Genomic DNA, 12302 nt, shown 5'->3' on the forward strand with positions numbered 1-12302 from the left:
GCCATCCCTGGCCCAGTGCGGCTAAACCGGCGTCCTGCCGGTTTACCCACGGCCCAATGCCTGCGTTCGGCCAGCGTGGTTTAACGGGGCGCCTAAGATCAAAGTCAAAAGCAGATCAAGAACACAGCGGCCTACGGGCCGGCTTGAGTGGTGTGAAGCAAAGGCAAGATCAAAAGCAGGCGCGGTCTACTGTGGGAGTTGGCTTGCCTGCGATGGCCATGGGTATCTACACATCTTTTGAATCCTGCGAAAACCCTGTAGCCGCTGCCGAGGTACGAGGCTGCGATGGGCTGCGTAGCGGCCCCTAGGGCGCTCCTGCGGTCCGCATCGCAGCCTCGTGCCTCGGCAGCGGCTACAGAAACTGTGTAGATACCCATGCTGCGATGGCATCACCTCGGTGTTCCTGAAAGACCGAGTTGCCTGCATCGCAAGCAAGCCAGCTCCCACAGAAAAGCAGATCTGCTTTCGCTCTGGCCCTGGCCCTTGCCTTTGCTTCTACCACTCAGGTCGGCTTTCAGGCCGCCGTGCTGTTGATTTTGATCTTAGGCGCCCCGTTAAACCACGCTGGCCGAACGCAGGTATTACGCAGTGGGCATCCCGGCATGGATGCCGGGATAGCCGCGTTGGGCCATGGATGGCCCGTCGCGGCGGCCCACGGAGTAATGCCGGAGTGAGGGCATGCCGAGCCACAGCGAGGCACCGAGTGGTGGGGCAAGAGCCTTTTGGTTACTTTTGGGCTCTTTTCAAAAGTGACCCGCTGTAAGAGCGGAACCAATAGCAGCCGTAACCGCAGCAACGGATATGCCCCCAGTCCAACCTCAAACCCCACACAACCCAAGCAACAACCCCGTATCCAAATGCCGCTCCACCAAATCCGCCAACCGCTCAATATCCCGCTCACGCAACCCGTGATAATCCACCGTCTGCACATCCTCCAACCCCGCCCACCGCAACAACGCACCACACGCCGCCGGCGTCTCAAACACCCCATGCAAATAAGTGCCAAGAATCTGCCCATCATCACTCTGAGCACCATCAAAGCGCCCACCATCCAGCGCCACCAACGGCTGCTCCAGTGCCGGACCAGTGGTCACCCCCGCATGAATCTCATAACCACTGACCTCAGCATCCTCCAGCAACAACCGCCCACGCACATTACGCAGCTGCTTCTCTTCTTCCAACGTAGTGCTGAACGCAAACAACCCTAGACCATCGCTGGACCCCGAAGGCCCTTCAAGCCCCAACGGGTCATGCACCTGCTCACCCAGCATCTGCAACCCACCACAAATCCCCAACACCTTACCGCCATAGCGCAAGTGCCGGGCAATCGCCGTATCCCACCCATTGGCCCGCAAATACGCCAAATCACTGCGCACACTTTTCGAACCCGGCAAGATAATCAGGTCAGCCGCAGGAATCCCCTGCCCCGGCCCGACAAACTGCAAATCCACCTGCGGATGCAACCGCAGCGGATCAAAATCCGTGTGATTACTGATACGCGGCAACACCGGCACGACCACCTTGAGCACCTGCGCCGCCTTATCAATCTGGCGCTGGTCAATGCCGTCCTCGGCCTCCAGATGCAGGTCCATCACATAAGGCAAAACCCCCACCACCGGCTTGCCTGTGCGCGCCTCAAGCCAATCCAGGCCTGGTTGAAGCAAAGCAATATCACCCCGAAACCGATTAATGATGAAACCCTTGACCCGCGCCTGCTCAGTCGGCGACAGCAGTTCCAGCGTCCCCACCAGATGCGCGAAAACCCCGCCACGATTGATATCGGCAATCAGCAACACCGGACAATCCACCGCCTCGGCAAAGCCCATGTTGGCAATGTCATTGGCCCGCAGATTGATCTCCGCTGGCGAGCCCGCACCTTCGACCATGACCACCGAGTACGCCGCACTCAAGCGCTCATGGGAAGCCAGCACCGCCTGCATGGCGATAGCCTTGTAGTCGTGATAGGCCACCGCATTCATGCTGGTGACGGCGCGCCCATGGATGATCACCTGGGAGCCGGTGTCGCTGTTGGGCTTGAGCAGCACCGGGTTCATGTCGGTGTGCGGCGCCAGGTTTGCCGCTTGGGCCTGGACCGCCTGGGCCCGGCCGATTTCGCCGCCCTCGGCGGTAACCGCGCTGTTGAGCGCCATGTTCTGCGGTTTGAACGGCACCACCGCCACGCCCTGGCGCACCAGCCAACGGCACAGCGCGGTCACCAGGGTGCTTTTACCGGCATCGGACGTGGTGCCCTGCACCATCAAAGTACTCATGAGGCCTCCCTGTAGGCGACCAAGGCGTGTTCTAGTCGCAGCCAGTCGGCGTCGGTCCCCGGCAGGCCAAAACGCAGGCTGCTGTCGTGGACAAACAAGCGCAGCAGAATGCCGCGCTGGGCCATGAATTCGTGCAGGTGCTCGGCACGCTCGGTGATCAGCCACTGGAACAAGTCACAGCCGCCCTGGGGTTGCAGGTCGAAGCGCTGTAACAGCTCGAACAATCGCCGACTGGCCTCTTCACAGCGCAGTCGCTGCCGGACGTGACCGGCACTGTCTCTCAGGCACACCTGGCCCAGCACCCGCGTCGGCCCGCTGACCGCCCACGGCCCGACCTGTTCGGCCAGCAGCTTGAGCAATTTGCGTTCAGCCAGGACAAAGCCCAGCCGCACACCGGCCAGACCGAAAAACTTGCCGAACGAGCGCAGCACGATCAAGCCCACTTGATCAGCCTGGCTCGCCAGGCTCAGTTGCGGGGTGTTGTCCATAAAGGCTTCGTCTACCACCAGCCAGCCGCCGCGCTCGGCAAGTCGTGCGTGCCACTCCAGCAGGCGTGGCGGGGACAAACTCAGGCCAGTGGGGTTGTTGGGGTTGACCACCACCAGCACGTCGAGGCTGTCGAGGAAGAAGTCGACTTCCTGCTCCAGCACTTCACGCACGATATAGCCGGCGCGGCGCCAGGCTTCGGCGTGCTCGGCATAACACGGTGACAACACGCCAACCTTGCCCGCACGCCGCAAGCGCGGCAGCAGTTGGATCGCCGCCTGGGAACCGGGCACCGGCAACACCTGGGTGGCGCCGTAGTATTCGCAGGCCGCCTGTTCCAGGCCATCGTCGGTCTCCGGCAGGCGCGCCCAGGCCCGCAACGGGATCTCCGGGACCGGCCAGGGCCATGGCGCGAGGCCGCTGGACAGGTCCAGCCAATCAGCCTCGGGAACGCCATATTGCAGGGCTGCCTTGCGCAGCCGGCCGCCATGCTCAAGCATAAAACTCAGCCCCCACACACAGAATCAGCAACCACAGCCACACCCCGCGCTGCACCAGTTGCCAGCCACGGTCGATGGAATCGGCATCCGCAGGCGGACCTTCGCCCAGTGGTGGACGCTGATGCAGTTCACCGTGATAAATCGCCGCGCCGCCCAACTCGACACCGAGTGCACCGGCACCGGCCGCCATCACTGGGCCCGCATTGGGGCTGTCCCACGTCGAGCCCTGGGTGCGCCAGCATTTGAGGGCCAGCCGGGTCTTACCCAGCAACGCGTAGGTCAAGGCCACCAACCGCGCGGGAATATAGTTCAACACATCGTCGATCTTGGCCGCGGCCCAGCCGAAGCGTTCAAAACGTTCGTTGCGATAGCCCCACATGGCGTCGAGGGTATTGCTCAGGCGATAGAGCACCACACCAGGCACACCGGCGGCGACAAACCAGAACAGCGCGGCGAACACCGCATCGCTGCCGTTCTCCAGCACCGACTCGGTGGCCGCGCGGGCAACTTCGGTGCGGTCCAGTTCGCTGGTTTGGCGGCTGACCAGATAACTGACACATTTACGTGCCTCTTCAAGGTCGTCACCGCGCAGAGCCTGGGCAACAGGTGCCACGTGTTCACCAAGGCTGCGCATGCCAAGCGCGCAATACAGTGCGAGGATCTCAATCACCCAACCCACGTAGGGCGCCCACGACAGGGCCGTAGCCAGCAGGGTCAACGGTATGACCGCAATCACCCACGCGGTGACGCCATGACTGCGCCAGCCACGGCCGGCGGAGTTGAAACGTTGCTCGACACGCCCGGCGAAATTGCCGAACGCCACCAGCGGATGCCAGCGCCTGGGTTCGCCCAGCAGCGCATCTAGCGCCACGGCAGCGACACTCAGCAAGGCCACACTCATTGACTCACTCCCCAATAATTTTCATACAGCATGTCGCTCAATGGCCGCGGTTCGGTCCAGCCTTCGAGCTGCAACATCGGTGCTGGGTAAAACTCGGTGACCGGCCCGAGACACAACACCGCCAAAGGTTTTGCGCCGGGGGGCAAGCCCAGCAAATCGGCCAGGGCCTGGGGCTCGAATAAAGAAACCCAGCCCATACCCAACCCCTCGGCCCGCGACGCGAGCCACAGATTCTGGATCGCGCAGGACAACGACGCCATGTCCATTTCCGGCAGCGTACGGCGACCGAAGATATGCCGCTCGCGATCATCCATCAGTGCCGCTACCAGCACCTCGGCGCAATCGTTGATGCCTTCGACCTTGAGCTTCATGAACTGGTCGGAGCGCTCGCCCAGGGCAACCGCTGTACGCACCCGCTCTTCTTCCACCAACTGCTGGATCTGGCCGCGCAGGTTGCGGTCGCTGATACGGATAAAGCGCCAGGGCTGCATCAGGCCGACGCTGGGGGCCTGATGCGCGGCGTGCAGCAAGCGTTGCAACAGTTCCGGGGCGACAGTGCCGCCGCTGAAATGGCGCATATCGCGGCGCTCAGCGATGGCGCGGTAGACAGCGGCGCGCTCGGTTTCGGGGAAGGCGTTGTGGCTCATGGCCTCATCGCGGGCAAGCCCGCTCCCACATTGGACTGGATTGATCCATCAATTGGGGACTCACACAAACCAACTGTGGGAGCTGGCTTGCCTGCGATGGCGGCCTCACAGTCAGGCGCAAACAGTGCAGCCACCGCAGTCGGGTTGGATGGGAAATAAAAGTGCACATAAGAAGCCGTCATCCGCCCTTGCCGATAAACCGCCTCGGCGCCGCGTCCACCATTGGGGCTCAGGCCCCGGGCGATGGGCTGCCATTCGGTGCTGGTCAGGGAGTGATGATAGGTGTGGCCACGCAACAGGCCTTCCGGCAACTCGACACTCTGCAAGGCCAGGGCTGCCAGGCGCTTTTGCATCACGGCATCGCCCTGAAGCAGGCCGACCAGTTCTGCGCGGGTACCGTCCACATCGGTCAACGAGTCCAGCAGATAGAGCATGCCGCCGCATTCGGCCAGCAACGGTTTGCCAGCTGCGTGATGGGCACGGATCGCACTCAACATCGTGGTGTTTTCCGACAACGCCTGATGATGCAGTTCTGGGTAGCCGCCGGGCAGGTACAAACTGTCGGCCTCGGGCAGTTCACGATCATGGATTGGCGAGAAGAAGCGCAACTCGGCCCCCATCGCCCGCAACAGATCGAGACTGGCACCGTAGGTAAAGGCAAACGCTTCATCACGGGCCACGGCAATGCGCACACCGGCCAGCAACGGTTCGGCCTCGATTCGCTCGGGCGCGGCGAACTCCACCGGTGGTGGCAGCGCTACCTCGCAACTGCCACCCAACGCTTGGGCGGCAGCGTCGAGGCGCACGTCCAGGTCATTCAACTCGCTGGCTTGCACCAGGCCAAGGTGGCGGCTGGGCAATTCAATCCCCGTCTCACGGGACAACGCGCCATACCAGCGCAAGCCTTCGGTGAGGCTGCCCTCCAGCAACTGCGCATGGCGCAACGTACCGACGCGGTTGGCCAGTACACCGGCAAACGGCAAGTCCGGCTGGTAACGCGCCAGCCCCAGCGCCAGGGCACCAAAGGTCTGGGCCATGGCCGTGCCATCGATCACTGCCAGTACCGGCACACCAAAGTGCCGCGCCAGGTCGGCGCTGGAAGGCGTGCCGTCGAACAGGCCCATGACGCCTTCAATCAAAATCAGGTCGGCCTCCCCCGCCGCTTCCCACAGCAAACGGCGACTTTCCTGCTCACCGACCATCCACATGTCCAATTGATAGACCGGCGCACCACTGGCGCGCTCGTGGATCATCGGGTCGAGAAAGTCCGGGCCACATTTGAACACCCGTACCTTGCGCCCAAGGTTGCGGTGCAAGCGGGCCAATGCGGCGGTGACGGTGGTTTTGCCCTGGCCTGACGCTGGTGCGGCGATCAGGACAGCAGGGCAATGACGGGGCTGATTCAAAGTTCGATGCCTTTTTGTGCCTTGATCCCGGCCTGAAACGCGTGCTTGAGCATGCCCATTTCGGTGACGGTGTCGGCCATTTCGATCAGCTCAGGCTTGGCACCGCGGCCGGTGACCACTACATGCTGCATCGGCGGGCGGGCCTGCAAGTCGCCAAGAACCTGGTCCAGGTCGAGATAACCGTGCTTGAGGGCGATGTTCAACTCATCCAGCACCACCAGGCCAATGGATGGATCCTGGAGCATTGCCCGGGACACTGCCCAGGCGGCCTCGGCGGCGGCGATGTCGCGCTGGCGGTCCTGGGTTTCCCAGGTAAAGCCCTCGCCCATCACATGGAAACGCACTTGCTCGGGAAAGCGGCGAAAGAACAACTCTTCGCCCGTGCTGGTGCGGCCCTTGATGAACTGCACCACGCCGCACTGCATGCCGTGGCCCATGGCCCGGGAGAGCATGCCAAAGGCCGAGCTGCTCTTGCCTTTGCCGTTGCCGGTCAGCACCAGCAGCAATCCGCATTCGTTCGGTGAATTGGCAATACGTTCGTCGATCACCGCTTTTTTGCGCAGCATACGCGCCAGGTGGCGTTCGTCACGATCAGGGGAATCAGTCATGGCAGCTCTCCGTTGGGGCTGGACAAAAACGGCGGGCAGGAAAAGAAAAACAGACAGCCAAGCATCGCCCACCGTGATGCTGTTGGATGAATCAGGCCGGTCTCCGGGCTCATGAGCGACACTCTCTTCAAGCGCATGTCGGCGGTGCGCCTTCCCATATCGCGGAGCGATACAGTGGCTGAAAGCACCGTTTTGACTCATTTACCGTTGCGGGGGCAGCGCCGGGATCGCGGCCTCACTGTTGAAAAGTGCGCTCACTCACCGGCTTCCCTGTTTCACTCTGTCGACGCGTACGCCACAGAGCACCTGAAACAAGCCGCGAAGGTTAGTGGGTTGGGGGTGGAGCGTCAATTAAAGCCGCCGACAGGCTTGAACCATCGGCCCGCTAAACTCCTCTATCACTACAGGTATTAAGGAGAAAACCATGCACAAGACCCGACTCGCCTTACTCATCATGGTCGCAGGCAGCCTCGCCGCCTGTGGTGAAAGCTCTAGCCTGCAAGTCTCCGATGGCACCGGGCCCTCACCCAAACTGCCGGAACCCAACAAGACCCTGATTCCCACCGTGAACATCGCCCCGGCGATCGGCTGGCCTGAAGGCGTCAAGCCCACTGCGGCCGCCGGCACCCAGGTTGCAGCGTTTGCCGAAGGTCTGGATCACCCACGCTGGTTGTACGTACTGCCCAACGGAGACGTACTGGTCGCCGAAACCAACGCGCCACCCAAGCCGGATGACGCCAAGGGCATTCGTGGCTGGGTCATGGGGAAAGTCATGGGGCGCGCCGGTGCCGGGGTGCCCAGTCCGAACCGCATCACCCTGCTGCGGGACGCTGACCACGACGGTGTCGCCGAAACGCGCACGGTATTCCTGGAAAACCTCAACTCGCCGTTTGGCATGACACTGGTGGGCAACGACCTGTATGTCGCCGATTCAGATGCGTTGCTGCGTTTCCCCTATCAGCCAGGCGAGACAGTCATCAAGGAGGCAGGCACCAAAGTCGTCGATTTACCCGGCGGCCCGCTGAACCATCACTGGACCAAAAACGTGGTGGCCAGCAAGGACGGCAATAAGCTGTACGTCAGCGTCGGCTCCAACAGCAACGTTGCAGAGAACGGCCTGGAAGCGGAACAGGGCCGAGCCGCCATCTGGGAAGTGGACCGCGCCACCGGCCAGCACCGAATCTTTGCCTCAGGCCTGCGCAACCCCAACGGTATGGCGTGGGAACCCCAAAGCGGCAAGCTGTGGACGGCGGTCAACGAGCGCGATGAAATCGGCAGCGATCTTGTGCCGGACTACATCACCTCGGTCAAGGACGGCGCGTTCTACGGCTGGCCATTCAGCTACTACGGGCAGCACGTTGATGTGCGCGTAACGCCGCAGAATCCTGAACTGGTGGCCAAAGCCATCGCTCCGGACTATGCCGTCGGGCCGCACACGGCCTCACTGGGACTGACCTTCGCCGAAGGCAACACGCTGCCCGCGCAGTTCAGCAACGGCGCGTTTATCGGCCAGCACGGCTCGTGGAACCGCAAGCCCCACAGTGGTTACAAGGTGATCTTTGTGCCGTTTGAGGCTGGCCAGCCGAAAGGGATGCCGGTGGATGTGCTGACCAATTTCCTCAACAGCGACGAAAAAGCCATGGGCCGGCCGGTGGGCGTGGTGATCGATAAACAAGGGGATTTACTGGTGGCCGATGATGTAGGGAACAAGGTGTGGCGGGTATCGGCGGCTAAATAACCGAAGTCGAGAACACCCCATAACAACGGTGGCTTTGTGTGGGAGCTGGCTTGCCTGCGATGCAGGCGCCTCGATGTATCAGTTACACCGAGGTGATGCTTTCGCGAGCAAGCCCGCTCCCACACAAGCCCGCGTCCACATTTTGATTAGCGCAGTTCTAGGGATTGCGCGCCAGACGCTCAGGCTGCAATACGCGCTTGGCACTCAGGTAGGCGTTCTGCCAATAAGCCTTGGACAGCGTGTCCAGCTTCACCGTACCGCCGGTTTGCGGTGCATGCACAAAGCGCCCTTCGCCCACGTAGATCCCGGCGTGACTGACTCGCGAGCCACCACCGGTGGCGAAGAAGATCAAGTCGCCAGTCTGCAAGGCGTCTTCGCTCACATCCTGGGCGCGCATCACAATCAGCTCGCGCGTGGTACGCGGCAGCGAGATGCCAGCGGCGTCACGGTAGACAAAGCCAATCAAGCCACTGCAATCAAAGCCCGAATCCGGCGTATTGCCGCCCCAGCGATAAGGCGTACCAACCAGGCCCAGCGCACGAAAAAGCACGTCTTCAGCAGCAGGCGAAAAGGTTTGGCTGGAATAGTTGAACACCGGCTTGGGCTTGACGGCCACAGGCGCAGGTGGAGGGCGACTTGCGCAGGCGCTGAGCAGCGCGGCGCAAACGAGAAGAATTAGGCGGGCCGAGGTCGACATGGGCAGAACAATCCTGATCTGGATGCGGCTTTCGCTGCCGAACGCTGGAAACCAGATCGCGCAAGCAGAGCTCGCGCGATCAGTTCACAACAATGTCCAGAGATTCTAGCTCTTACACGTCAAACTTCAAGTATCACTTTAACTTTACTTGCGAGCGGTAACGCTAGTAGGGGCCATGGCCAAGGCGCGCTTGGCTTCAATGAAGGTCTTGCTCCAGTAGCTGTCGCCCAGCTTGTCGACCCGCACACCACCGCTGCGGCGGCTGCTGGAGTGGATAAACTGGTCATCACCGAGGTAGATACCGGCGTGGCTGACACGGCCACGGCCATTGGTACTAAAGAAAAGCAGATCACCGGGCTTGAGGTTGTTTCGTGCGACCAACGGTGCATCCACGTTGATCATTTCGCGCGTGGAACGCGGCAAATTCATGCCAGCTTCTTCACGAAACAGGTAACCGATGAAGCCGCTGCAGTCGAAACCGGCTTCAGAGGTACCGCCAAAACGGTAACGGGTACCGATCAGGGACATGCCGCGTTCGAGGATGCTGTCGGCCAGAACTGGAAGCTGGTAAGGCTTGCTGCCGGCGAAGTCGGCCAGTTCTTTTTCAGTTGCGACTTCTTCTGAATAAACAGCTTCCTGGTAAACAGTGGAAGACTGCGCAGCGACGAATCTCTGTTGATTCTGTTGTTGAGTTTTTTGCTGCTCAGCCACTTGTTGAGGGTGGGTGGCGCAACCAAACAACAGGGTAACGAGTGCGAGAGGCACGAGGGGTGCGAAGCGATTTAGCATGGGCACGACCGTGGCTGAATGTGTAAAGAAGCCGAGACTATGCCTTCTATCACATCGATTTGCAAATTCAATCGTGACCTATGTGACTTCTTGTTTGGGCCATGACATCTAAGCCCTTAAACCCCATTTAGACCCTTTTGCGTGGCCAAACCGGCCAAAACGCAGGTTTTCTGGCGCCTGAAATTTGCCGAACCCCACGATTTTAAAGGCCTGGCTACCAGCCGAGGGTTTCCTTGAGGAAGGGAATGGTCAGCTTGCGCTGAGCCTGCAAGGAGGCCTGATCGAGCCGTTCGAGCAATTCGAACAACGCGCTCATGCTGCGTGTGCCACGGGTGAGGATAAAGTGCCCGACTTCGTCGGTCAGGTGCAGGCCGCGACGCGAGGCACGCAGTTGCAAGGCACGCAGCTTGTCTTCGTCCGAGAGTGGGCGCATCTGGAAAATCAGCGCCAGGGTCAAGCGGGATTTGAGGTCCGCCAGTTTCACCGGCAGTTCCCTGGGTGACGTGGACGCGGCAATCAGCAAACGCCGGCCGCTGTCACGCAATCGGTTGAACAGATGGAACAGCGCCTCTTCCCAATCCGCCCGCCCTGCTACCGCCTGCAAATCATCCAGACACACCAGTTCGTATTGCTCAAGGTTATCGAGGATCCCGATACCACGGTCCAGCAGCTCGGCCAACGGCAGATAAACCGCCGGCTCACCCAACTGCTCGAAACGCAGGCAAGCGGCCTGCAGCAAATGGGTACGCCCCACGCCGTCCTTGCCCCATAGATAGATCAGACTTTCGGTCCACCCGGCGTCGGCTTCGCATAGCCGCTCGACATAGCCGAGTGCAGCGGCATTGGCGCCTGGGTAGTAATTGATAAAGGTAGCGTCGTCACGCAGACGCACACCTAGGGGCAGCTGAATCGGTTTCATGCTGACTGAACAGTTCCCATCGAACCGTTAGGGGCCTCTGTGTAAAGTTTGCAAAGTTTATACCCGTGACGCCGGGCGCACAATGCAGCAGACCACAAGCAAAATCAAAGGTTTGCGTTAACTCGTTGGATTTCGTGGAGATTGTTTGACGCAATGGCCAAATGCCCAGGGTCCATCAACAACAAACCCGGCGCCAGGCCGGGTTTGAAAGTGGGAAGCAAGCCCTGGATTTATAAGTCAGGCTCGTCGACACCGGCGTAGATATCCGAGTCTTTATATAAATCATGCACATGGCGCACCAGCACCATGATCACCGCCGCCACCGGCAGCGCCAGCAAGATGCCGGTGAAGCCGAACAGCTCGCCGCCCGCCAGGATTGCAAAGATCACCGCCACCGGGTGCAAGCCGATCCGGTCCCCCACCAACAACGGCGTCAGCACCATGCCCTCCAGGGCCTGGCCGACCATGAATACCGCGACAATCCCCAGCATCGGATACAAGTCACCGCCGAACTGGAACAACCCGGCCACCAGCGCCGCGCCAATACCGATGACAAAGCCCATGTACGGCACAATTGCTGCCAGGCCGGCAATCAGACCAATCAACAACCCAAGCTCCAGACCGATAGCCATCAATCCAGCGGCATAGATGATCCCCAGGGCCAGCATCACCAACAACTGACCACGGACGAAAGCGCCGAGCACTTCGTGACACTCCTCGGCCAGGGACACGATGCGCTCTTCGCGGTCACGGGGCAGCAGGCTGCGGATCTTCGCCATCATGATGTCCCAGTCCCGCAGCAGGTAGAACGCCACCACCGGAATCAGCACCAGGTTGGTCAACCAGCCAATCAACGCCAGGCTGGACGCCGTGGCCTGGCTGAGCACCACGCTGACGATGTCGGTAGTCTGGCCCATGTGCTCACTGATGGCAGCCTTGACCTTGTCGAACTTCCAGAAGCCATCGGCCAGGCCCAGCTTGGTCTGAGCCCACGGCATGGCGGTGTGTTGCAACCAGTCGAGCATTTGCGGCGCGAGTTCATAGAGGCGAAACAGCTGCTTGGCCAGCATCGGCACCAACACCAGCAGCAGCGCCATGATGACCAGGATAAACAGCGCAAACACCGTCACCACGCCCCAGGTTCGCGACAGCCCCGCCTTCTCCAGGCGATCCACCACCGGATCGAACAGATAGGCCAACAGCAACGCGACCAGGAACGGCGTCAGGATCGAATGCAGCAAGAACACAAACACGCACAGCAGGACGACCCCGCCAAGCCACACCCAACGACGCGTATCCGTCATAACCCACTCCATTTTTCAGTTGCTGCTATATAAGGAA

At 60.9% G+C, this 12302-nt stretch carries 11 protein-coding genes and 1 riboswitch; of the genes, 1 reads left to right on the plus strand and 10 read right to left on the minus strand.

What is annotated here, in order from left to right:
- Nucleotides 1-818: 818 nt before the first annotated feature.
- The 6 genes from GNF76_RS11870 to cobO are packed head-to-tail and all read right to left on the minus strand — an operon-like array spanning nucleotide 819 to nucleotide 6818.
- Nucleotides 819-2270, minus strand: a complete 1452-nt coding sequence (locus GNF76_RS11870; RefSeq protein WP_155583342.1) for a cobyric acid synthase — start codon at nucleotides 2268-2270, stop codon at nucleotides 819-821.
- The gene (gene cobD, locus GNF76_RS11875) at nucleotides 2267-3256 is read right to left on the minus strand and encodes a threonine-phosphate decarboxylase CobD (RefSeq protein ID WP_155583343.1); all 990 of its coding nucleotides are present in this window, start codon (nucleotides 3254-3256) and stop codon (nucleotides 2267-2269) included. Before cobD ends, GNF76_RS11870 begins: the two co-directional genes overlap by 4 nt.
- The gene (gene cbiB, locus GNF76_RS11880; protein WP_155583344.1) at nucleotides 3249-4157 is read right to left on the minus strand and encodes an adenosylcobinamide-phosphate synthase CbiB; all 909 of its coding nucleotides are present in this window, start codon (nucleotides 4155-4157) and stop codon (nucleotides 3249-3251) included. Before cbiB ends, cobD begins: the two co-directional genes overlap by 8 nt.
- Entirely contained in the window at nucleotides 4154-4804 is a 651-nt protein-coding gene (bluB, locus tag GNF76_RS11885; RefSeq protein ID WP_155583345.1) for a 5,6-dimethylbenzimidazole synthase, read from the minus strand. Before bluB ends, cbiB begins: the two co-directional genes overlap by 4 nt.
- Nucleotides 4801-6210, minus strand: coding sequence for a cobyrinic acid a,c-diamide synthase CobB (locus tag GNF76_RS11890; RefSeq protein WP_155583346.1), 1410 nt, complete (start codon nucleotides 6208-6210; stop codon nucleotides 4801-4803). The genes bluB and GNF76_RS11890 overlap by 4 nt, the downstream gene beginning before the upstream one ends.
- Nucleotides 6207-6818 carry a cob(I)yrinic acid a,c-diamide adenosyltransferase gene (gene cobO / locus GNF76_RS11895; RefSeq protein WP_155583347.1) on the minus strand — a complete coding sequence of 204 codons (612 nt, stop codon included), beginning with the start codon at nucleotides 6816-6818 and terminating at the stop codon, nucleotides 6207-6209. Before cobO ends, GNF76_RS11890 begins: the two co-directional genes overlap by 4 nt.
- Before the next feature lie 77 nt (nucleotides 6819-6895).
- Nucleotides 6896-7143: riboswitch (cobalamin riboswitch) on the minus strand.
- A gap of 99 nt (nucleotides 7144-7242) precedes the next feature.
- On the opposite strand from cobO, the gene GNF76_RS11900 reads away from it, so the two are divergent.
- Nucleotides 7243-8556: a PQQ-dependent sugar dehydrogenase gene (locus GNF76_RS11900; protein WP_155583348.1), complete on the plus strand. Its 1314-nt coding sequence runs from the start codon at nucleotides 7243-7245 to the stop codon at nucleotides 8554-8556.
- Nucleotides 8557-8713: 157 nt separating this feature from the next.
- Here GNF76_RS11900 and GNF76_RS11905 read toward each other — a convergent pair whose 3' ends face one another.
- The 4 genes from GNF76_RS11905 to GNF76_RS11920 form a co-directional block, all read right to left on the minus strand.
- Nucleotides 8714-9253, minus strand: coding sequence for a C40 family peptidase (locus GNF76_RS11905; RefSeq protein WP_155583349.1), 540 nt, complete (start codon nucleotides 9251-9253; stop codon nucleotides 8714-8716).
- Nucleotides 9254-9397: 144 nt separating this feature from the next.
- Nucleotides 9398-10042, minus strand: coding sequence for a C40 family peptidase (locus GNF76_RS11910; RefSeq protein ID WP_155583350.1), 645 nt, complete (start codon nucleotides 10040-10042; stop codon nucleotides 9398-9400).
- Nucleotides 10043-10256: 214 nt separating this feature from the next.
- Nucleotides 10257-10961 carry a DnaA regulatory inactivator Hda gene (gene hda, locus GNF76_RS11915; protein WP_150581685.1) on the minus strand — a complete coding sequence of 235 codons (705 nt, stop codon included), beginning with the start codon at nucleotides 10959-10961 and terminating at the stop codon, nucleotides 10257-10259.
- A gap of 230 nt (nucleotides 10962-11191) precedes the next feature.
- A complete protein-coding gene (locus GNF76_RS11920; protein ID WP_155583351.1) occupies nucleotides 11192-12265 on the minus strand; it encodes an AI-2E family transporter in 1074 nt (357 codons plus the stop codon).
- Between the last annotated feature and the right edge of the window lie 37 nt (nucleotides 12266-12302).

This window comes from Pseudomonas spelaei (genome assembly GCF_009724245.1).
GTDB classification, from domain to species: Bacteria; Pseudomonadota; Gammaproteobacteria; order Pseudomonadales; family Pseudomonadaceae; genus Aquipseudomonas; species Aquipseudomonas spelaei.